This window comes from Arthrobacter globiformis (assembly GCF_030817195.1).
Taxonomy (GTDB): Bacteria; Actinomycetota; Actinomycetes; order Actinomycetales; family Micrococcaceae; genus Arthrobacter; species Arthrobacter globiformis_D.
Genome location: NZ_JAUSYZ010000001.1, coordinates 3,857,704 through 3,879,441 on the forward strand (window position 1 = coordinate 3,857,704; position 21,738 = coordinate 3,879,441).

Annotated in this window: 17 protein-coding genes; 6 read left to right on the forward strand and 11 right to left on the reverse strand. The window is 66.9% G+C overall.

What is annotated here, in order from left to right:
• Nucleotides 1-159 precede the first annotated feature (159 nt).
• The 5 genes from QF036_RS17575 to QF036_RS17595 all read right to left on the reverse strand — a co-directional run bounded on the left by QF036_RS17575 (nucleotide 160) and on the right by QF036_RS17595 (nucleotide 5,374).
• Entirely contained in the window at nucleotides 160-1,338 is a 1,179-nt protein-coding gene (locus tag QF036_RS17575) for a glycosyltransferase family 4 protein (protein WP_307103920.1), read from the reverse strand.
• On the reverse strand, nucleotides 1,335-2,330 hold the full coding sequence (locus QF036_RS17580) for a Gfo/Idh/MocA family protein (protein WP_307103922.1): 996 nt from the start codon (nucleotides 2,328-2,330) through the stop codon (nucleotides 1,335-1,337). The genes QF036_RS17575 and QF036_RS17580 overlap by 4 nt, the downstream gene beginning before the upstream one ends.
• Nucleotides 2,330-3,421: a DegT/DnrJ/EryC1/StrS family aminotransferase gene (locus QF036_RS17585; protein WP_307103924.1), complete on the reverse strand. Its 1,092-nt coding sequence runs from the start codon at nucleotides 3,419-3,421 to the stop codon at nucleotides 2,330-2,332. The genes QF036_RS17580 and QF036_RS17585 overlap by 1 nt, the downstream gene beginning before the upstream one ends.
• Nucleotides 3,418-4,017 carry an acyltransferase gene (locus tag QF036_RS17590; RefSeq protein ID WP_307103926.1) on the reverse strand — a complete coding sequence of 200 codons (600 nt, stop codon included), beginning with the start codon at nucleotides 4,015-4,017 and terminating at the stop codon, nucleotides 3,418-3,420. Before QF036_RS17590 ends, QF036_RS17585 begins: the two co-directional genes overlap by 4 nt.
• A gap of 67 nt (nucleotides 4,018-4,084) precedes the next feature.
• A complete protein-coding gene (locus tag QF036_RS17595) occupies nucleotides 4,085-5,374 on the reverse strand; it encodes a nucleotide sugar dehydrogenase (protein ID WP_307103928.1) in 1,290 nt (429 codons plus the stop codon).
• A gap of 238 nt (nucleotides 5,375-5,612) precedes the next feature.
• Here QF036_RS17595 and QF036_RS17600 point away from each other — a divergent pair, with 238 nt between their 5' ends.
• Together QF036_RS17600 and QF036_RS17605 are read left to right on the forward strand one after the other, a co-directional pair.
• Entirely contained in the window at nucleotides 5,613-7,379 is a 1,767-nt protein-coding gene (locus QF036_RS17600; protein WP_307103930.1) for an FHA domain-containing protein, read from the forward strand.
• Nucleotides 7,360-9,783, forward strand: a complete 2,424-nt coding sequence (locus QF036_RS17605; protein WP_307103932.1) for an FtsK/SpoIIIE domain-containing protein — start codon at nucleotides 7,360-7,362, stop codon at nucleotides 9,781-9,783. The genes QF036_RS17600 and QF036_RS17605 overlap by 20 nt, the downstream gene beginning before the upstream one ends.
• Here the strand turns inward: QF036_RS17605 and QF036_RS17610 are convergent.
• Nucleotides 9,780-10,277 (reverse strand): hypothetical protein, encoded by a 498-nt coding sequence (locus tag QF036_RS17610; RefSeq protein ID WP_373460175.1) that lies wholly within the window; start codon nucleotides 10,275-10,277, stop codon nucleotides 9,780-9,782. The genes QF036_RS17605 and QF036_RS17610 overlap by 4 nt on opposite strands.
• A gap of 233 nt (nucleotides 10,278-10,510) precedes the next feature.
• Between QF036_RS17610 and QF036_RS17615 the strand changes: the two genes are divergently transcribed.
• A complete protein-coding gene (locus QF036_RS17615; RefSeq protein WP_003804966.1) occupies nucleotides 10,511-10,759 on the forward strand; it encodes a WhiB family transcriptional regulator in 249 nt (82 codons plus the stop codon).
• A 94-nt stretch (nucleotides 10,760-10,853) separates the two neighbouring features.
• Here QF036_RS17615 and QF036_RS17620 read toward each other — a convergent pair whose 3' ends face one another.
• From QF036_RS17620 to QF036_RS17635, 4 genes are read right to left on the reverse strand one after another with little or no spacing between them, the layout of a single operon-like run.
• A complete protein-coding gene (locus tag QF036_RS17620; RefSeq protein WP_307103933.1) occupies nucleotides 10,854-12,323 on the reverse strand; it encodes a sensor histidine kinase in 1,470 nt (489 codons plus the stop codon).
• Between the two features lie 35 nt (nucleotides 12,324-12,358).
• Complete coding sequence (locus tag QF036_RS17625) at nucleotides 12,359-17,212, reverse strand: NAD-glutamate dehydrogenase (protein ID WP_307103935.1); 4,854 nt, start codon at nucleotides 17,210-17,212, stop codon at nucleotides 12,359-12,361.
• A 58-nt stretch (nucleotides 17,213-17,270) separates the two neighbouring features.
• The gene (locus tag QF036_RS17630; RefSeq protein WP_307103937.1) at nucleotides 17,271-18,599 is read right to left on the reverse strand and encodes an AAA family ATPase; all 1,329 of its coding nucleotides are present in this window, start codon (nucleotides 18,597-18,599) and stop codon (nucleotides 17,271-17,273) included.
• On the reverse strand, nucleotides 18,596-19,240 hold the full coding sequence (locus QF036_RS17635; protein ID WP_307103939.1) for an SAF domain-containing protein: 645 nt from the start codon (nucleotides 19,238-19,240) through the stop codon (nucleotides 18,596-18,598). Before QF036_RS17635 ends, QF036_RS17630 begins: the two co-directional genes overlap by 4 nt.
• A gap of 155 nt (nucleotides 19,241-19,395) precedes the next feature.
• Between QF036_RS17635 and QF036_RS17640 the strand changes: the two genes are divergently transcribed.
• Entirely contained in the window at nucleotides 19,396-19,611 is a 216-nt protein-coding gene (locus QF036_RS17640) for a helix-turn-helix domain-containing protein (RefSeq protein ID WP_043419585.1), read from the forward strand.
• Nucleotides 19,612-19,657: 46 nt separating this feature from the next.
• On the opposite strand, the gene QF036_RS17645 is transcribed toward QF036_RS17640, so the two are convergent.
• Nucleotides 19,658-20,227: a hypothetical protein gene (locus tag QF036_RS17645; protein ID WP_307103940.1), complete on the reverse strand. Its 570-nt coding sequence runs from the start codon at nucleotides 20,225-20,227 to the stop codon at nucleotides 19,658-19,660.
• A 159-nt stretch (nucleotides 20,228-20,386) separates the two neighbouring features.
• Here QF036_RS17645 and QF036_RS17650 point away from each other — a divergent pair, with 159 nt between their 5' ends.
• Both QF036_RS17650 and QF036_RS17655 read left to right on the forward strand, forming a co-directional pair.
• Nucleotides 20,387-21,181, forward strand: a complete 795-nt coding sequence (locus QF036_RS17650; protein WP_307103942.1) for a LysM peptidoglycan-binding domain-containing protein — start codon at nucleotides 20,387-20,389, stop codon at nucleotides 21,179-21,181.
• A 92-nt stretch (nucleotides 21,182-21,273) separates the two neighbouring features.
• Complete coding sequence (locus tag QF036_RS17655) at nucleotides 21,274-21,714, forward strand: Rv3235 family protein (RefSeq protein WP_307103944.1); 441 nt, start codon at nucleotides 21,274-21,276, stop codon at nucleotides 21,712-21,714.
• Nucleotides 21,715-21,738: the final 24 nt, after the last annotated feature.

The window sequence follows — 21,738 nt, forward strand, 5'->3', positions numbered from 1 at the left end:
GGTGGCAGGGTTCAGCAGCCCTATCTGCCGGGTCTAGACTACCCGAAGTTAAAAAGCGTCCCGTATTCCGGGGCGGCCGCCGCATGCCGGCCCGACGGCGCCGAATGCGGTTCACCGGCGGCGAGGGCGGCCATCCCGGCGCTGGTCTGACGCCGCAGACTATGCCCCGGACGGAACGGTGGCCAGCACTTCAGCGGCGGCATGCTGTCCTGACGTTGCCAGCGACGCATGTTGCAGCACCCAGCCGGCCCTGGCATTCCGGCCGTCCGCGTTGCCGCCGGATTTTGCACCGGCCGCGGCACGGCACATGGCGGCGGCGACGCTGTCCACGTCGTAGCCGGCCGCTTCGCCAAGTCCGTTGCCGGAGACGAGCGCCGCGCCCTCCCCCGTTCCCGCGAAGACAACGGGCGTCCCGCAGCCAGCGGCGGCATAGATCTTGGTGGGCTTGGCAAAGTCGTAGCCCTGGCCCGGTTTGATGCTGACCAGGGCTGCGGCTGCCCCCCGGATCCAGCGGGCCGCATCGGCGGGGGGAATGACCCCGCCGAACGTCACACGGCCGGGCGCTGTTTTCTCTGCAAGCTCCCTGAGGTGGGGTTCGTCGGCACCCTGGCCGAAGAAACGGATGCTGGCGCCGGGGTGCTGGGCGAGCACGGCGGGCAGCGCACGGATGAAGATGTCGGCACCCTGCCACTCGGACATGGTTCCGGTGTACACGAAATAGGGTCCGTCGGACCCGGCGGTCTCCCCCTTGGGCCCGAACACCGAGGTATCGATCCCGTTGCCGACGACGGTGACGCGGTTCCGCGGGACGCCGAACTGCTCGACCTTCTGAGCCACGGCATCCGAGATGGCGATCACCCTGGCCGCCCTGCGCAGCGCAAAGCCTTCGGCGGCGCGCATCACGCGGATGACGACGCCGGGCACGTCTGTGGCGGACAAAGCTTCAGTCCAGATGTCGGCCGCGTAGTAGACAAAGGGCCTGCGCCGCAGGGCCGATGCCAGTGCCACTACGACGCCGGTGGTGGGCGGCGGTTCCGAGACCACCACGTCGGCCCGCGAAAACAGCAGCCGGAAAAAGGCGGGCACGTCAAAGCTCATGTACTGCACATAGCCGCGCACATTGCCCCCGGCGTCCCGCAGCACGGGCCACCGGGAGACCTGGTAACGGGGCTTGAACTCCGGCGATCCCTTGGGCGGCCTGGTGGTGACGACGCTGACGTCGGCGCCCTTGGCCGCCAGGCCGTCCACGAGGGCTTTCAGCCTGAACGAGGCCGCACCCACTTCCGGGGTGAAGAGCCGGGTTGCCACGGTGACCCTGACAGGTCGGTTTTCACTCACGAAGCAGCAATCTTCACGATCTGCCGGTTGGTGGCGGATTCCAGCACGGCTTCGGCCACGCGGAGCGTGTCCAGGCCTTCGCGCATGGTGACGACATCGCTGCGCAGTCCGAGGACGGCGTCGCGGAATGCTTCGTGTTCGGTCCGCAGCGGTTCCGGCTTGGCGATGGCGAGCCGGGTGACGTTGCCTTCGGAAACGCCACGGAACGCGGCCATGGACTCCCACTCGGTGGCGACGGTGCCGTTCTCGAAGAACGTCAGGTCTGCCGTGATGGTGTCAGCGACGAATGCGCCCTTCTCACCGGTGACGATGGTGAGGCGTTCCTTCATCGGGGACAGCCAGTTGACCAGGTGGTTGGTGATGACGCCGTTGCCCAGCTGACCTGTCGCGGCCACCATATCCTCGTGCGGGCGGCCGCTGCGGGTGGTGGTGCGGGCGAAGATCGACTCAAAGCGGCTCTGCGCCAGCCATGCGGTCAGGTCGATGTCGTGAGTGCCGAGGTCTTTGACCACGCCGACGTCGGCGATCCGGGCCGGGAAAGGGCCCTGGCGCCGGGTGGCGATCTGGTAGACCTCGCCCAGCTCGCCGGCTTCGATCCGCTTGCGCAGCGACTGCAGTGCCGGGTTGAACCGTTCGATGTGGCCCACGGCGCCGACCAGCCCCTTGGCTTCGAAGGCGTCGACGAGGCGCTGTCCGGCCTCCGCGCTGGAGGCGATCGGCTTCTCCACGAGGGTGTGGACGCCGGCGTCGGCCAGTGCGAGTCCGACTTCTTCGTGCAGGCCGGTGGGGACGGCCACCACTGCCATGTCGATGCCGGCGGCGATGAGCTCTTCCACGGACGACAGGACATCCAGCTGGCCGGCAACGCCGTGCGGGTCGCCGAAGGAGTCGGCGACAGCGACCAGGTCGACGCCGTCGAGCTCCCGCACCACGCGCGCGTGGTGGCGGCCCATCATGCCCAGGCCAATAAGGCCGACGCGCAGGTTAGCCATCAGGCACCTGCCTGGACGAGCTTGTTGACGGCGGTGACGATGCGGTCCAGGTCGTTCTGGCTCAGGGACGGGTGCACCGGCAGGGAAAGGACTTCCTTGGCAGCAATTTCCGTGTTCGGCAGATCCTCGGTGCGGTTGAACGAGGGCAGCCGGTGGTTCGGAACCGGGTAGTACACGCCGGTGCCGATGTTGTATTCCTCGCGGAGCGCCTTGGCCAGTCCGTCGCGGTCCTCCGGCACACGGATCGTGTACTGGTGGTAGACGTGGGAAGCGCCCTCGGCGACCTTGGGTGTGCCGACGCCCTGAAGGTTGGCGGTCAGGAAGGCCGCGTTCTGCTGGCGCTGTTCGGTCCAGCCGAGGACCTTCTTGAGCTGGACCCGGCCGATGGAGGCGTGCAGGTCGGTCATCCGGGCGTTGAAGCCCACGAGCTCGTTTTCGTACTGCTTTTCCATGCCCTGGTTACGCAGCAGGCGCAGGTTCCGCTCCACAGTGCTGTCCGGCGTGGAGACCATGCCGCCCTCGCCGGACGTCATGTTCTTCGTGGGGTAGAGGCTGAACATGGCGAACTTGCCGAACGTTCCGACCTTCTGGCCGTTGAAGCTGGCGCCGTGGGCCTGGGCGGCGTCCTCGTAGAGGTCGATCCCGCGCTCTGCGGCGAGCTTGCCGAGTCCCTCGACGTTGAACGGGTGGCCGTACAGGTGCACGGGCATGATGCCCTTGGTCTTGTCCGTGATCAGCGAGGCGACGTGGTCCACATCCAGTGTGTAGTGGTCCAGTTCGATGTCGGCGAACACGGGGGTGGCGCCGGTCAGCGCCACGGAGTTGCCGGTGGCGGCGAAGGTGAACGAGGGAACGATGACTTCATCGCCCGCCCCGACGCCGGCGGCCAGGAGCCCGAGGTGCAGTCCCGAGGTGCCGGAGTTCACGGCCACGGATGGGCGGCCGTCGAGGAGTACCTCGGAGAATTCTTTCTCGAATTCGGCGACCTGCTGGCCCTGGGCCAGCATTCCGGTGGCCAGAACGGCGTCGACGGCGGCCCGCTCGTCGTCGCCGATGATCGGCTTCGCCGCGGGGATAAAGTCGTAGCTCATGCGTTCTCCTCAGACTCTTTCAGGGAATTTCCGTCTTCAATGTATTTGGCGCCGGTGGCGGGGCAGACCCAGAAGTCGCCCTCCTGGCGCAGCGGCTCGCCGGCCTTGCCCACCCAGCCAAGGCGGCGGGCCGGGACACCGGCCATCAGGGCAAAGGCCGGGACATCCTTGGTGACGACGGCCCCGGCCGCAACCGTGGCCCAACGCCCGATCGTCAGCGGGGCAACGCACACGGCCCGGGCTCCGATGGAGGCGCCGTCCTCGATGGTCACACCCACCGGCGTCCAGTCGTGGGCGCTCTTGAGGGAGCCGTCGGGGCTGACCGACCGCGGGTAGGTGTCGTTGGTCAGGACTACGGCCGGACCGATGAAGACACCCTTGCCGAGCTTGGCCGGCTCGTACACCAGGGCGTAGTTCTGGATCTTGGTGTTCTCGCCGATCTGCACGCCGGTGCCGACGTAGGCGCCGCGTCCCACGATGCAGTTCGCACCAAGGTTCGCCTGTTCGCGCACCTGGGCCAGGTGCCAGATCTTCGTTCCGTCGCCGAGGATCGCCTGGTCCGAAACGTCGGCGCTCGGAGCAATGGTCGTCGTCATACTTTGGTTCCTCTCAGAAGTGCCGCTGCGGCCGGGCCGCAGCGGCAAAGGCTGCCGCGAAGCGCTCTCAGGCCTTGCCGATAACGCGGTAAACGACGCCGTCCCACTGGTCGGCGGAGCTCACCCGGCGGCCGTCAATAAATGCCTTGATGCCAGGGAGGTCAGCTGGGGACAGCGTGCGGTATTCGGCGTGGTCGGCCTGCACGATGGCCGCGTCGACGGGTTCGCCAACGTGGTACGCGGTGAAGCCGAGCTTCTCGAGTTCGGCGTCCGTGTAAAGCGGATCGTGGACCGTCACGACGGCGCCGCGCTTCTCGAGGCTGGCAACGGCGTCGAAAACGCCGGAGAAGGCAGTCTCCTTCACACCGCCGCGGTAGGCGGCGCCCAGCACCACCACACGGGCATCGGTGAGGTCGCCGTATGCCCCTTCAAGGAGGCCAACAGTGTAGTCCGGCATGTCTGCGTTGGCGGCACGGGCGGCCCGGACCACCGTCGCCTCGGGGTCGTTCCAGAGGTACAGGCGCGGATAGACCGGGATGCAATGGCCGCCGACGGCGATGCCCGGCTGGTGGATGTGGCTGTACGGCTGCGAGTTGGAGGCCTCGATGACCTGGTAGATGTCAATGCCCGCGGTTCCGGCGAACCGGGCGAACTGGTTGGCCAGCCCGATATTCACGTCGCGGTACGTGGTCTCGGCAAGCTTGGCCAGCTCGGACGCTTCCGCGGATCCCAGATCCCACACACCATTCGGCCGGCGAAGATCAGCACGCTCATCGAAGTCCAGCACGGCTTCGTAGAACTCAACGGCCTTGGCTGCGCCCGCCTCGGACAGACCGCCTACCAGCTTGGGGTACTTGCGCAGGTCCTCGAACACCCGTCCGGTCAGCACGCGTTCCGGGGAGAAGACGAGGTGGAAATCCTGGCCTTCAACCAGCCCGGAGCCAGCCTCCAGTGCGGGCTTCCAGCGCGTACGCGTGGTTCCCACGGGCAGGGTTGTCTCATAGGACACCAGGGTGCCCGGGGTCAGGTGCTTGGCCAGCTCAGCGGTTGCGCCGTCCATCCAGCCGAAATCAGGCTTGGCGTCGGCGTCCACGAACAGCGGGACAACCAGCACGACGGCGTCGGCGCCGGGGACAGCCTCGGCATAGTCCGTGGTGGCGCGCAGTTTGCCCGCCGGCACCAGTTCGGAAAGTTTCTCCTGCAGGTGGGCCTCGCCCGGAAACGGCTCGGTCCCCGCGTTGATCAGCTCCACGACCTGCTGGTTGACGTCGACGCCGACGACGTCATGGCCCTTGGAAGCAAACTGGACGGCCAGCGGCAGCCCGATCTTTCCCAACGCAATTACAGCAATCTTCACGAGTCAGAAGCCTTTTCTCTCAGGACTGGCAGGCGGCAGCCACGCTGCCACACCCGGTTTTGCTTAACACTATCCGCTGACCGGACCTTACGCCGATTCCGCGACCTCGTCGGCGTAGCCGGACTCTGCAGCCCGCAGAAGCGCGCGGGGTTTTCCACATGGACAAATTCACGCGTCCATTCCGGCCGCGCCGACACTAGCGTGGTGCCCAGGTTTTCCCGAGGAACGGAGGTCGCCGGTGCATCTGCAATGCACTCTCGTCCGCGCCCCCGGGGCCGTTTCCACCGGGTCCGGCTCCCCGGCCGGGCCGGTCGAGCTGACGGTTGCGGCCCCGGACGGCTGCCCGGGCACGGACATGGAGGCGGAGCTGTCGCGCCGCTTCCAGACGCGCGGACTGACTGTGGCCAGCCTGCCGCTCAAAGGGCTGACCCTCGGCACGGCGCCCCTGGTCAACGGGGCTGTCCTGGTGGACGGCCGCGCCGACGGCCCTGGTTCCGAGCCGGGAACTGCCGGCGAACTGCCCGCTGCCGTGCTCCTCGCGGTGGACAGTGGCCCCGCAGCAGGTTCTGTTCTTCCCCTGCGCCGGGGAAGCTACAGGATCGGCCGGACCAACGCTGAGCTGACCGTTCCGGATGCCGATCTTTCCCGCGAGCACGCCAGAATTGAGGTTTCGGATACAGCCCTGACCCTCGTGGACCTTGGCAGCATCAACGGAACCGAAGTCGACGGCAAACGGGTATCAAAAACGGCCGTCGCGATCGGTTCCCGCATCCGCTGCGGCAATTCCTCCATGTCTGTTGTGCTGGCTGCGCCGTCGGACGCACGGGACGCTGACCTAGGGTTTGCCGGCAGCCCCGTGGCGGAGCCGCTGACCGTGTCGCGCCCGGTCGCGCCGGCGGGCCGGTCAGTGCTGGTTCTCGGGGCCGTTCTCCCCGTGATCATGGGCGTGGGGCTGGCGCTGGTGACGGGGTCGTGGATGTTTCTGGCCTTCACGGCGGTATCGGCAGTGACTCTCCTTGTCCCCCTGGTCTCGGGCGCACGGCAGCGCCGTGAACTCAGATCGGCAGTCGCAGCGGCAGCTGCGCAGGATCTGCAACGACGACGGCGGTCCGCACCGTCGGCTGCCGCCCTTGCGCTGGGCGCTGGGGTTCCCGGACCGAGCCCCGCCGCTCCCGTCCGGGAGACCGGATGGGAGCCATCGAAGTACACCCAAGATCCGGCGCCGATGCCTCCGCCCGGCGTCTGGCTCAGACTCGGCCTGGCCGATCAACCGGCCAACATACGCCTGGAGCCGGACCAGCCCGGCTTCAAACCCCCTCGGCTCGGGGCGGTGCCGCTCCTCCTCGACCCGGGCCTTGCGGTCGTTTCGGTCCGGGGGCCGGAATCAGAGGTTCACGGCCTGGCCCACTCGATCCTGATGCAGCTCACCGGGTATCCGCTGGCCAGGGGTACCCGGATCGCGATTCACGGACCGGCTTCCGTCCTTCCGCTCGCAGCACGGTTTCTGCCAGGGGTCTCCCTCCATTCAAGGATGGCGGACACCATGGCGGCCCTGACGGACACGTCCGGCGGGAACGGCGTGCCCCGCATCCTGCTGCTGTTTGGCGGCACGGCAGACGGCACCCCCGAAGCCGGCATCATCCCGACCGCCCGGGGGCTGGGCTGGCGGGTGGTGCACCTCCCGGGCCGGGGACAGCAGCCAGCGGAAACCGATATTGAGCTCGGCGGGCGCGGGGCAGTATTTCGGGCGCGCGGTTCATGTCACCGCTTCGTCGCAGACCTCGTGCCGTCCGGCGTTTTCGACCGCTACTGCCGGATGCACGGGCAGTCGCTCCCTGACGTATCGGCCGGCGGGCAATCCGTGCCGACACGCTCCCGACTGGGCGATCTCCTTGACCTGTCGGCAGCTGCGACGGCTAAGCGCTGGGCGGCGGGCAGGCTGAAGCCAGGCCTCACCATCCCCCCTGGGCCGCACAGCCCGGGGGGTGCGCGTCCTGGACCTTGAAGCAGATGGCCCGCACGTCCTCGTTGCGGGCACCACAGGTTCCGGGAAGTCGGAGCTGCTTCGCACCATTACCGCCGGGCTCGCTCTGTGCTATCCGCCGGACCGCGTTAATGTCCTCTTCTTCGATTTCAAGGGCGGGACGGGGCTCAGCCCGCTGACTGGCATCCCGCACTGCGTCGGCATGCTGACGGACCTTGCCAGCAGTCAGCTGGAGCGCACGATCGTGTCACTGCGGGCAGAAGTCCGCAGGCGTGAGCAGCTGCTGGCCGCCGCCGATGCCCCGGACCTGGCCGCCTATCGCCTGTCCCCGGCCGGCGGACCGCCGCTCCCCCAGCTGATCCTCATCATTGATGAGTTCCGGATGCTCGTCGAGGACGCTCCTGAGACCCTGGCCGAGCTGATGAGGGTTGCCGCCATTGGCCGGTCGCTGGGCATCCACCTGATCATGGCGACACAGCGCCCGCAGGGAGCTCTCACGGCGGACATCCGCGCGAACGTCACAACGAGCATCGCCCTGCGTGTGCAGTCCGCGCACGAATCAGCCGATGTGATCGGCACGAATGCGGCCTCGGCGATACCCGTCAACCGGCCCGGCCGCGCCTACCTGGCCAGGGGTGCCGAGGCTGCCGAGGAGTTCCAGTCGGCGTCGGTTGCCGGCACCGAGGACGATTCTGCGTCCTGCCGCGTCCGGGTGCTGGAGACCGCCGTTGCGCTCGCAATGCCGCCTTCCGTCAACGGCGTCAGCCCTCCGCCGGCAACCCCGTTGGACGGAGCCCGGCCGGTCGTGGAGCTGGCCGCCTCTCTGTGGGCCGGGATGGATGGTTCCGCGGCGCGCCGTCCGGTGGCTCCGCCGTTGCCGGACGTGCTGGCGAGTCCGGATGACGTGGCCGCGCTCACCGCGGAAGGCCCCGGAACGGCTGGCGACTGGGCTGTAGGGCTGGGCTTGCTGGACCTGCCCGAGGAGCAGCGGCTTGCCGCTCTCACCTGGCGGCCCGGAGCCGATGGTCATCTGGCCCTGATCGGCGCGGGATCCCGGGATGCCGCCCACGCCATGTCAACAGCAATGGGACAGCTCCTATCCCATCCCACGGAATGCCACTTCTACGTCCTCGATGCGGACGGGTCCTTGACTGGCCTGGCGGGCGCGCAACGCACCGGATCCTTTGTGAACCTCCACGACCTCCGCCGCGGCGTGCGTGTCCTGGAACGCCTGGCGGCCGAAATGTCCCAGCGGCTCAGCCGGCTCCCGGCGGCCTCCGGCGCGCCACTGGTGCTGGCCATTTCAGGCTGGGGTTCCTGGCTGTCGGCCCTCCGCTCCGGCCCCCTGACCCGCGCCGAAGACCATGTCCAGGACATCGTCCGGGACGGCCGCCCCGCCGGAATCACGGTCGTGATCTCCGGCGACCGCGAACTCGTGACGTCGCGGTTCTTTCCATCCATACCCAACCGCATCTACTGCCCGCGGGGCGCCAGCGCCGAGAGCAGGCTGGCATGGCCCAAAATGCCAGACCTTCCGCCGATTCCGGGGCGCGCCGTCGCGTCCGGTGCCTTGTCCGCCGGGCGGCAGGCGGTCTGCCAGCTCTATGGCCCTGGAGCCGGGCGCGGTCCGGGACGGGCAATGGCCTCCGTCGAAGCGCTGGAGGGGCCGGTGCAGGTCAGGCCCTTCCGCGTGGATCCCCTTCCGGTGCAGCTCTCTGTTGCAGACGTACTGTCCCGCGTGCCCGGAACCGAACCGGAATCAGGCAGCCGGGCCTCAGACGCCCCTACCTCAGGCACCCCTGGTTTACACGCACCTGTGAACGGAGCAGATCCCGAAGCGCCCCACCCGATGCGTACAGCCGCCCGGAAGCTGATCGTCGGCCTGGGCGGGGACGAACCGGCCCCTGCCGCCGTGCGCCTGCCACGAGGAACCGTCCTTGCCGTGCTGGGCAGCGCGGGTTCGGGCAAGTCATCGTTCCTGGCTTCCCTGCCTGCGCTCAACCCGTCGGTCTCCGGGTGGCTGCACCCCGGCCCGGAGCCCAGTCCGGCCGACTTTTGGACAGAGGTCCACCGCGATGCCGCGGCGGGACGCCTGCCGGGGGACGCCTTGCTCCTTGTCGACGATGCCGACATGCTGCCCGCCACCTGCCACCAGCAGCTCGTGGAGCTGAATTCCCGCGGCTGGGCGGTAATTTTTTCAGCCGCGTTCAGCCAGTCGTTATTGCAGCGTGTCCCGCTCGCGCTGGCCGCCCGCAGTGGCGGCAGGGGCATCCTTATTGCGCCCCGCAGTCCGCTTGACGGCGACATCTTTGGACTGCGGATTGAGCTGGATTCCCATCCCCCGCCAGGACGCGCCCTGCTCGTGGCAGACGGCACGGCAATCCCCGTCCAGCTGGCGGTGTCCGAAGATGTCAGGAGGCTCTAGAGTGCCGGCGGATCGGAAGCGGCGCGGGAGGCGAAGCGAATCACGCGCTTGTCGAACAGCAGGATGATCGCTGTGGCGGCCGGGATCAGCATCGCGGCGCCGGCCACGGGGAGTCCGCCAGTGAGCGTGGGGAAGCCAATAGTCAGCACGAACAGCTGGGCCACCAGCGCACCGGCCCGCGGCCAGCGGAAGCCCCGGAACAGGAACACGGCAACGGCAAACAGCCACGATGCAAAGGCCAGCAGCAGGCCTAGCGTGAAAACGGCACCCCAAAAGGACATCACCGGCGCCCCACTGGCCAGCTGGAATCCGTACCAGGCTGCCGCGGCCAGCAGGGCCGTGGCCTCGGCGGCCACAATCCCGGAGATCACGGCGACGGCGCGGGGACGGACGCGGCTCGAAGGCCTTGGTTTGGCTGGGCCCCGGTCCTCCGGCATTCCACTGTCTCCGGCGTCAGCGGCCGGGCCGGACGGGTCCTTTGGGGGTCTTGACACACTGGCACACTACCCGAGATAGTCGACACACGGCGGGGCAGCCCGCCGATGTGATGCATCGCTCACGTTTCCTGGGGATTTCGTGGTCCACTACCCCTTGTTTACACAGCGTTAACATGAAACGCTTGATCCAGATGACCAAGGGGGCCCTGCAGGGCCCCTTTCCTATGTAAGCCCTAGTGAATATTTTCACAAAGGGTATTGACTTCCCAGGAATGGAGTGACTGATCAGCATGGATTGGCGTAACCGCGCGGCCTGCCTCGACAAGGACCCGGAGCTGTTTTTCCCCGTGGGCAACACCGGCCCCGCGCTTTTGCAGATTGAAGAAGCCAAGAGTGTCTGCCGCCGGTGCCCGGTCGTTGACACCTGCCTGCAGTGGGCGCTGGAGTCCGGACAGGATGCCGGCGTGTGGGGCGGCATGAGCGAGGACGAGCGCCGTGCACTGAAGCGCCGGGCCGCCAGGGCCCGCCGCGCTTCCTGACGCGGCCCCCCAGCAGTAAACGCATCAAAACAAAAGGCGACGGCCCCGGACCCAAGGTCCGCGGCCGTCGCCTTTGTTATTAGTCGCCTTGTTATTAACGGTTTGCCAGGCTCAGCACAATCTGCACCGCAGTGCCGCCGCCCTCGCGGGGCTGCCACTGTATGGTGCCGCCGAGTTCGCTCGTGACCAGCGTCCGGACAATCTGAAGCCCGAGGCCCTCCACATGCGGTGTCTCCGGCAGGCCGACGCCGTCGTCCGCGACGGTGACGGTGAGCAGTTCCTCGTCGTCCTCGCCGGCCGACCGGTCGGCGAGCAGCCACACTGTGCCCGTGCGTCCCTCCAGCCCGTGCTCAACAGCGTTGGTGACGAGCTCGTTGATCACCAGTGCCAGCGGCGTCGCGAAGTCGCTGGGAAGCTCACCGAACAACCCCGACCGCTGCGTCCGCACCTGCTGGGACGGTGACGCCACTTCTGCGGAAAGACGGAACTGGCGTCCGATGAGTTCATCAAAGTCAACGCTCTGGGTCAGCCCCTGCGAGAGCGTCTCGTGCACGAGGGCAATCGTTGCCACCCGGCGCATGGCCTGCTCCAGCCCCTGCTTTGCCTCGTCGCTGACCATTCGGCGGGACTGCATGCGCAGCAGCGCGGCAACAGTCTGCAGATTGTTCTTGACCCGGTGGTGGATTTCACGGATGGTGGCATCCTTCGTGACCAGCTCCATCTCGCGGCGTCGCAGTTCGGACACGTCGCGGCAGAGGACCAGCGCACCGAAGCGCTGCTGCTCGTCGCGGAGCGGGATGGCGCGCAGCGACAGGCTTACGCCGCGGGATTCAATCTCGCTGCGCCACGGCATCCGCCCGGTGACAACCAGCGGCAGCGTCTCGTCCACCATGCGGCGGTCCTTCAGCAGGCCCGCCGTGACCTCGGCCAGCGAGCGCCCCTCCAGTGATTCGCCGTCGCCGAGGCGCCGGAATGCCGAGACCCCGTTCGGGCTGGCGTACTGCACGATCCCCTCGGCGTCGAGGCGGATCAGGCCGTCGCCAACGCGGGGGGCGCCGCGGCGGGATCCCGTCGGCGAGGCGAAGTCCGGCCAGAGCCCCAGTGTGCCCATGCGCAACAGGTCATAGGCACACTGGCGGTAGGTCAGCTCCAGCCTGGACGGCATCCGCGAGCTGGACAGGTCCATGTGGGATGTGACCACCGCCAGGGTCCGGCCGTTCCTGACCATCGGTACGGCTTCAACCCGCAGTGCCATGTCGCTGCTCCAGTTCGTCTCACTGGAACGCTCGATGGTGCGGCTCTCCCACGCCTTGTCCACCAGCGGCCGCAGGTCCGACCGGATGCCCTCCCCGACGAAGTCGGCGTGGAACACCGTATGTGTCGTGGAGGGCCTGACGTGTGCCAAGGCGACGTAGCCGTACTCCGGATGGGGAAACCACAGGGCCAGGTCGGCAAACGCGAGGTCGGCCACCATCTGCCAGTCGCCCACCAGAAGGTGCAGCCACTCGGCATCCCCCGGCCCGAAATCAGCGTGCTCCCTGATGGGGTCCGTAAAGATTGCCACTGCACCTCCAGTTTTTCGACGGCGGAACCGGTGTCCTACCGTCGGACGATTGACCTCAAGAGCCTCAATGCTACCGAGAGCGAGGCCATGTCGTCCGCTTCGAGGGCGTTGACCTCATCGAACATGCTCTTCGCGCGGCCCAAATGTTCCGCATTCAGCTGTTCCCAGGCCTTGAGCCTGTCCTCCGCCGGCGACCCCTCCTCGGTCGAGTCCAGGACCGCCGTCGTCATGTCTGAGACGGTGGAGTAGAGGTCATCGCGCAGCGCGGCACGGGCCAGGGCCTGCCAGCGGTCCCTCCGCGGCAGGGAACTGATCCGCTCCAGGAGGGAGTCCACGTGGAACCGGTTGAACACCGTGTAGTAGACGTGGGCGATGTCCTCCACCGGTTCCTTGCGGCTGTGCGCGATTTTCGCGATGTCCAGCAGCACAAAGCTCTCGAACAGCTCGGCCCACCGGTGGCCCAGGTCCTCGGGCAGGCCCCACGACCGCGCCTTCTCAAGCCAGGAGGCAACCCGCTCGCGGTCGTCACCGCGCAGGTAGTCCAGCAGCCGGGCCCGCATGGGTTCCATCGGGGGCTGGAACTCGGCGACGATGTCGGCGATGGGCCGCGACGCGCTGCCCTGGGCCAGGACCCAGCGCACCGAGCGGTCCAGCAGCCGCCGGATATCCAGGTGGACTGTGCTCCAGTGCTCAGTGGGGAATGACGCAGGCAGGTCGTTGAGCTCGGACACCATGACGTCGAGTTCGTAGATCTCCCGCAGCGCCACGAACGCCTTGGCCACGGCCACCTCGCTCGCAGAGGTCTCCTCCATGGTCCGGAAGGCAAAGGTGATGCCGCCCAGGTTGATCATGTCGTTAGCGACGACCGTCGCGATGATTTCCCGGCGCAGCGGATGGGTGTCCAGTTCGGCGTCGAATTTCTCCCGGAGCTGCACCGGGAAATACTGCCTGAGCGTCCTGCGGAACCAGGGGTCGTCGGCCAGGTCGCTGTCGCGCAGGGCCGTCGCCAGTTCAATCTTGGCGTAGGCCGCCAGCACGGACAGTTCGGGTGACGTGAGGCCCTGCCCCTGTTCCAGCCGTTCGCGCAGGACAGCGGTGGAGGGCAGTGCCTCCAGGTCCCGGTTCAGGTCCGCCGTCTTCTCCAGCCAGTCCATCAGCCGCTCGTAGCTCGGGCTCCATTCGGCGACCTTCTGGCGGTCGTTCAGGAGCAGGATGTTCTGGTCGATGTTGTCTTCCAGGACCAGCCGCCCCACTTCGTCGGTCATTGCCGCAAGGAAGTCCGAGCGCTCGGCGGCGTCGAACTTGCCGGCGGCCACCATCCGGTCCACGAAGATTTTGATGTTGACCTCGTGGTCGGAGCAGTCGACGCCGGCGGAGTTGTCGATGGCATCCGTGTTCAGGATGACCCCCTGCAGCGCCGCCTCGATACGGCCCCGTTGTGTCATGCCGAGGTTTCCGCCCTCCCCCACTACCTTAACGCGAAGGTCGCGGCCGTCCACGCGGATGGCATCGTTGGACTTGTCGCCTACCATGGCGTGCGTCTCGGAACTGGCCTTCACGTAGGTTCCGATGCCGCCGTTGTAAAGCAGGTCGGCGGGTGCGAGCAGGATGGCGCGCAGCAGTTCGGGCGGGCTGAGCTGCGTCGTGTCCTCGGGCAGGCCCAACGCGGACCGGACCTGGACCGAGACGGGGATGGACTTGGCCTGCCTCGGGTAGATCCCGCCGCCTTCACTGATCAGGCTCTTGTCGTAGTCATCCCAGGACGACCGTGGCAGCTCAAACAGCCGCTGCCGCTCCGTGTAGGAGGTTGCCTCGTCCGGATTCGGATCGAGGAAAATGTGCCGGTGGTCGAACGCCGCGAGCAGCCGGATGTGCTTGGACAGGAGCATTCCGTTGCCGAAGACGTCCCCGGACATGTCGCCGACGCCGACCACGGTGAAGGGCTCGGACTGGGTGTCCAGGTCCAGCTCGCTGAAGTGCCGCTTGACCGACTCCCAGGCACCCCGGGCGGTGATGCCCATGGCCTTGTGGTCGTATCCCACGGAACCGCCGGAGGCGAAGGCGTCGCCCAGCCAAAATCCGTAGTCCGCGGCCAATCCGTTCGCTATGTCAGAGAAGGATGCCGTGCCCTTGTCCGCCGCGACCACCAGGTAGGAGTCGTCGCCGTCGTGCCGTACAACGTCCGACGGCGGGACGAGCCGTTCGCCGTCGGCTCCCGTAACGAGGTTGTCCGTGATGTCCAGCAGTCCGCGGATAAACGTCTTGTAGCTTTCGACGCCCTCCGCCATCCAGGCCGACCTGTCCTTGGCGGGATCGGGCAGCCGCTTGGCGAAGAACCCGCCCTTGGCGCCCGTTGGAACGATCACGGCGTTCTTAACCGTCTGCGCCTTGACCAGACCCAGGATCTCCGTGCGGAAGTCTTCCCGCCGGTCCGACCAGCGGAGCCCGCCGCGGGCCACCTTGCCGAAGCGCAGGTGAACGCCCTCGACCCGGGGAGAGTAGACCCAGATCTCGAACATGGGCCGCGGGAAGGGCAGTCCTTCGATGGCTGAGGGGTCGAGCTTGAAGCTCAGGTGCGGCTTGTCCTGGTAGTAGTTGGTGCGCAGCGTTGACTCGATCAGGTTCGTGAACGTCCGCACCACGCGGTCGGCGTCCAGGGTGGCGACGTTTTCGATCGATGCCGCCAGCCGGGCGCGGACGGCCGCCTGCGTCTGCGCCCGATCGGCCTCGGTCAGGCTGGGGTCGAAGCGTGCCTCGAACAGCTCAATGAGTCCATGGGTGACCTCCGGATTGGCCAGCAGCGTATCGGCCATGAACTCAAACGAGTTGGTGTTTCCCATTTGCCGCATGTACTTCGCGTAGGCCCGCAGCACAATGACCTGTCGCCACGTCATGCCCTCGCGAAGCACCAGCCGGTCAAAACTGTCGGATTCGACGGCACCGGAAACGGCCGCACCGAAGGAATCCGCCAGCAGCCGGCCCGTGGACACCGGGTCCACCCCGGCGGGGTACTTCAGTCCGAGGTCGTAAAGGAAGAAGTCCCGGCGGTCGGCGGTCTCGATCTCGAACGGCCGCTCGTCCAGCACCTCCAGCCCCAGATTATGGAAGTAGGGAAGGATCTGACTTAGGCTCTTCGGCTCCAGCATGTACAGCTTGACCCTGGCGTCCTCCTCAAGGGTGGCGCCGGCGCCTTCGGGAAGATAGACATGGACTCCCGGCCGTTCCTGCCGGGCGCCAAGCACGCGTTCGGCTTCGGCCCCGTACTGTTCAAACCGGGCGATGTCCTCGAGGGCATCCTCGATTTCATAGTCGACGCGGTAGCTCGCCGGGAAGGCCTCGGCCCAAATGGCCGCCAGTTCATTGGCCCCGTCGTCGGCGCTCCGCTCTCGGAGTACCTCGGCGATCCCTTCACTCCAGGACCGGGCGGCACGGACGAGCCGCTTTTCCAACGCATCGGTGTTGACGTGGCTGACATCCGCGCCCTTGGGCAGGCGGATCCGGAAGAACAGGCGGGCGAGCGCCGATTCCGTCATCCTCGCCTCATAGTCAATGGACTCGGCGTGGAACGTCTCGCGGAGTTCCTGCTCGATCCTCAGCCTGACGTTGGTGGTGTACCGGTCGCGAGGGAGGTAGACGACGGCGGACATGAACCGTCCGTAAATATCCGGCCGGAGGAAGAGCCGGGTCCGGCGCCGTTCCTGCAGCCGCTGGATTCCCGTTGCCGTTGCGGCGAGGTCGGGAATTTCGATCTGGAACAGCTCGTCACGGGGGTACGTTTCCAGGATGCCCAGCAGGTCCTTCCCGGAGTGGGAATCCGGCGGAAAACCGGCGCCGCGCAGCACGGCCTCTACCTTTTCCCGGACAATCGGAATATTGCGCACGGAATCGGTGTAGGCGCTGGTGGCAAACAGTCCAATGAAACGCTGTTCACCGTTGACGTTGCCGGCAGCATCAAAGCTTTTCACGCCGATGTAGTCCAGGTATGCCGGCCGGTGCACCGTTGAGCGGGAATTTGCCTTGGTGATGACCAGAGCACGCTTTTCACGGGCTTTCCGCCTGCCCGCGTCAGTGAGATGCTGCACCTGATGGGTATCGTGGTGCGCCCGCAGCAGACCCAGGCCACTGTCCTCGCGCAACTCCAGGACATCCTCACCCTCTTCGTTGACCAGGTCATATTCCCGGTAGCCGAGGAACGTGAAGTTGCCTTCGTCCAGCCAGCGAAGCAAATCCTGGGCCTGGCGCAGCTCTGCGATCTGGGTCGGATGCGCTACGTTATCCAGGTCCTGGGCGATCTGCAGTGCCTTGTTGCGCATTTTCGGCCAGTCTTCGACTGCGGCCCTGACATCTCCAAGGACCCGCTCCAGCCCTTGCTGCAGCTGCTCAGCGGCTTCATCAGTGGCCCGGCCAATCTCGACGGCAATCCAGGACTCCATGTGGGACGCGTTGTCGCCCTGGGCAATGAGGTGGGACAGGACGGGCAGCGCCGCGGTGTCGCCGCTGGAAATGCCGATGCTGGACGGGACCCTGTCCACCTTGACGAGTTCGTTGGTTTCGCGGTTGCGTGTGACCACGAACATGGGGTGCTGCACGAGGTGGATGGCCGAATTCTGCCGGACCAGTTCGGCATTGACTGAATCCACCAAGAAAGGCATATCGTCGGTGACGATATAGACAACGCTGCGGTCGCCCTCAGGAACGATGGAGATGTTGGCGCTGCCCGGCCGGCGCTCGAAACCCACTGCGCGGTGGGTCTCGGCCCGGGCCTTCAGCAGCTCGTGCGGGTAAGCGCGTGCGTCCTCCTCCGCCAGATGCTCGTAGTAGTCCGCAAAGAAGCCTTCCTCGGCTCCGATTGAACGGGACTGATCCTCCACGCTGGACCCAGACGACATCGACACACGCCTCCATCACACAGTTTGCGGCTGCTTCCTTGCAGCCCTCACCGTGAGCCTAGTCCGTCAGCCTGCGCCTTGCTGTGGATGAGAACACAGAGGATCTACGTTTTTGCTGGGCAGGTGCACAAACCAACTCGGCGATCGCCGACCGGAGCCGGGATTCCGGGGCCGATTCCAGCAATAACGACCCGGTCAGCAGCGCCGCGTCTGTTGCGCCCGGGTCCCACGGGAGGAAGGCCTTGATGCCCGCCGGCGGGCCGAACCGGTCCCACGCCTCGCGGAGTTGGCGTTCCGGCGAACGGCCCACAGCCGAGGCCCGCACCTTGTTGAGCACCACCTCGGGGCTGACCCCCGGCAGTGAGCCTTCGAGTTCCGCCAGCCCCCTGACAAGGCGGGGAACACCAATGGGATCCGCCGAGCCAACGGCGATCACGGTATCGGCCAGCTCAAGGCTCCTGAGAGTTGCGGCGTTGCGCCGCGGCGCCATGGTGTCGAAGCTCAGCTCCTCGTCGGCCTCAAGGCAAAAGCCGGCGTCGACCACGATGACGTCCGCCATTTCCCGCGCCCGGTCCAAAACAAGCGCCAGCGCGGCCGCGCGCAGCTCGGTCCAGCGGTCGGCCCGGGTGATGCCGGTCAGAACCCGGAAGGTTCCTGCCGTGGCAGTAACCGGTACGGCGACCCGGAGCAGTGCCTCCCGGTCCAGGAGTCCCTGGTCGGCCAGCCGGCAAGCCTGTGCCAGACCCGCCGCTTCGTCGAGGAGCCCCAGGACTCCGGCAACGCTGGCCCCATAGCTGTCGGCGTCGACCAGCAGGACAGACTTGCCCTGCGCAGCCAGCTCCCCTGCGATGTTGACGGCAACCAGGGTTCTGCCGGGCGCGCCGGACGGCCCCCACACCGCAAGGAGCGTGCCGGTTCCGACAACTGCCGGTTCCGGTGCGGCGTCGACAGCCTCCGGGCGCAGGGCCGCGCCGGCATCCGCGAAACCCGTGCTGTAACCGGGTCCGGCGCCGGGGTTCAGTCCTGCCGGACCCGAGCCCGCATGCCTGCTGACGGCATCGGCAATACTCTCCGCCAGTGCTGTGGACTCAACGGTCGAGGGCGCCGCACTGACTCCGATGCCGCGAAGCCTCAACCGCTCCTCGGGGCTGTCGGTCAGTGCAATGATGACTACGCCCACGGCGGCGAGCCTGTCCACCAGCGAGGCAGTCAGGTCCGCAGTTCCCTCCGCAACAACGGCCGCCCGGGCCAGCCCGCTCTGGCAGGCGGCCAGCAGTTCTGCGAGCTCCGCGCAGCGCCGGACTACGGTGACGGGACCGTGCAACCGCTCCAGTCCGCCAACCAGGTCTTCCTGCGACTCGCCGACAGTGACAACCGGGATGCTCACTTGGCGGCCCCGCCGGGATTCCACACCACGGAGATTTTGGCCTCGTTAGCCTGCGCACCAAGGAGCGAGGCCATCTGCCCGTCCCCCACCAGGACCATCAGAACCGTGGATTTCGAAGCGCCCAGGGCGGTGGATCCTTGTGAGACCTCCGCGATTTCCGCGCCCGGGAGCAGCAGCTTGGGCTCGGCAAATCCGTTGCGGGCGTCGGGCATGGAAACCCAGACGTCGACCCGTGTGCCTGCCACCGCCTGCTCAGGCAAGGCCTCCTGAACCGTGACGGCCACGGGCTTTCGGTCCAGGGCGTCGACACTGCCCAGGCTTTCACGGGGAACCAACTGGTCCTTGGCGATCCGCTGGACGGCCACCTGGCCTTCGGGGATACCTGACTCCGCCGTCACATAGTGCGCTTCGACGTCGCCCAGGCGCACCTTGACCCGGCTGATGTTTTCAGGACTCAGTTTCTGGCCGACGGCAATTGGCTCACGGGCGGCAAATACCTCTGTGGTGCGGTCCGCGCTGCCGACAAGGGCAACGACTCCCACCACGGAGGCGAAGACCAGGAGCACACCCACCAGAAGCCTCGGGTCCTTCCAGGAAGGCTTCTTCAGCCGGGCTCCGGTGGCCGCCGTGCTTGCACTCATGCGTACTGCTCCCCCTTGGCGCCTGGGCGCTTCCATCGCGCGCCGGTCATGATCATTGTTACGGCATGCCTGCTCAATCGGAAGGGTGTTCAGGCAAACAACATCAAACTGTGGATAACGGCATCACTCGCGCCCAACGGTGGCACAATTGGGCTATGCCCCGATTCCTTACGCTTGCAGATGTAGCCGAGCAGCTTCAGATCAATGCGCCGGCGGCGTACGCCCTGGTCCGCAGCGGCGAACTGAAGGCAATCCAGGTGGGTGGCCGCGGCCAGTGGCGTGTCGAGGAGAAGATGCTTGAGCAGTACATCGAAGAGCGTTACGCCGAGGCAAGCCGCATGATTCAAGAGGCCAAGTCCAAGTCCGTTTGAGCACGGGCGGCTTCCGGGCCGGACCGTGGATTCCTGACGCCTCCCGTCAGAGTTCCCCGCTGCGCCTTGAGCGGAGCGCAGCCAGCGCCTGAAACGGGACCGTCGCCACCTCGGCAACCCGGCCGGCCCTGCGCGCTTCGCCGGGCAGTGTCATGGCGAGGTCGAAGAAGTCCCGCCCCACCCTGTCCATCACGCCCGAGAGCTGAACGTCCGCTGACCGGCCTGCCAGCAGGACGGTGAGTTCGGCCCTGTCCCGCGCCAGGCCCCGCAGCGCGCTGGCAAGGCCGAGTTTCTGGCGCACCGGGGATGCCTCGCCCACCGCGAACCGGCCGAGTCCGGTGTAGTGGCCGACGGCGGCATACGGAATCAGCACCTGGTGTGCCGCGTCGTCAAGGACCAGACTTTCGGACCCCGCATGACTGAGCGTGCCGGCAAAGACAGGCCCCGAACTCAGATGGATGCCAACGTGGCAGCCCAAGGATCCGCGCAGCCTGTCGTCGAGCGCGATGGCGGCCGTGTCTGCCCGGGAGCGCTCGGCAATCTCGGACTCCAGGCCCAGGACCGCGGCCTCGGCAAGCTGCAGCTCAAGATCCTGAAAGAGAGCATTCCATCGCATGGCGACAGCGTAGGCGCGCACACGAGGGCGGTCAATTAATCCACAAACTTTCCTATCTCCGTAGACAGCATCAACACACTTGCTGCAAACTGTCTCCATCGGCACTAAACACATCAAAGTGGATCAAACTGCATCAAATGGACTGGTTGGGGGAAAGTCATGGCGGATGAGGTTCAGCGCCCGGTGAGGGCAGAAGCCGCCCTGGCGGTTGTCATTCTCGGGCTCGGAGTTTTTCTGGCATTCACCGGGGCCGGGGTCGTCGATCATTGGAGGCGGTCCGCTGCGCGCCAGCAGGCTTTGCTCTTCGACGACCTGCTTGGCCTGCTGGCCCTCGCTGCCGGACTGACCGTCATCGCCTGGTGGCTGCTGTCCCTGGCTCTGGCCTTTGCGTCAGCACTCCTGGAACGGACCGGGCACAATTCCGCCGCCCGCGCCACGGGGCGGTTCACCCCTGTTTTCATGCGCAGGCTGGCGATGGCCGCGGTGGGCGTGCAGCTTCTCGGCGCACCGCTCGCCCATGCGGATGCCTTGCCCGCTGCTGCCCTTTCCTCAAGCGACGGATCGTCCCTGTCCGCGGCTTGGGCGCCCCTGGCTGACAAGCGGCCGGACCTGCCCGCCGGCCATTCCGAGGACTCCGGCGTCAGCGAAGGATCCGCCGCGATGGGCAGCGAACTGCAACCTCAGTGGAAGCCGCGCGTCCCGGTTGTGGAACCCGGCCTCGTCACCTCGTTGCCAGCCAGGGCAACGGCTGAGCCGGCCGGCGCCCGCCGCGAGCTGCCCGTCCGGGCCGGTGACTCGCTGTGGACCATCGCCGCACGCGAACTGGGGCCCAGTGCTTCCGAGGTGGAAATAGCAGCCCGCTGGCCGCTTTGGTATCAGGCCAACCGGGCTGTTATCGGAGCCGATCCCAACGTCCTTCGCCCGGGCCAGCTCCTCAGCCCACCGCCGCCATAAGCGGCGGCGACGTGCTTTCCTCCCGCGCCACCGAACCCCGCGGCCGCCCGTCTCGCGGCCTTCCCAAGCCAGCCAATACCGAAGGACCGATCATGACTGCAGTAACTCCACTACGGCGTGCAGGAAGCGCTGTTCCTGAGCCACTCCCGGCGGCGCCGGCCCGCACTGCGACGGCACCCGGAGACGAGGCGCGCGAAATATGCGCCATCACCAGGGCCACAGTCCAGGCAGCCGTTGAAGTCCTGGCTGGAACGAGGCCCATCCACCAGCTGGCGCGGCGGCTGGACCAGCGCTGCCTCACCGTGCTCCAGCACAGGGCAGCCCTCACCCGGCGGGTGGCTGCCCGGGCTCCACGGAAGATGGGGCTGCTCCACCGCAACGCGTCAGTCCGCTCGGTCCGCGCCTGCGCGGTGACACCTGACGTTTACGAGGCCAGCGCGGTGGTGATTGATGAACTGCGGGTCCGGGCAGTAGCCGTCCGGCTGGAACGCAGCAAGAATGTCTGGCGCGTGACCGCCCTGGAGATTGGCTGACGCGAATGCAGGAAAGGACCGGAG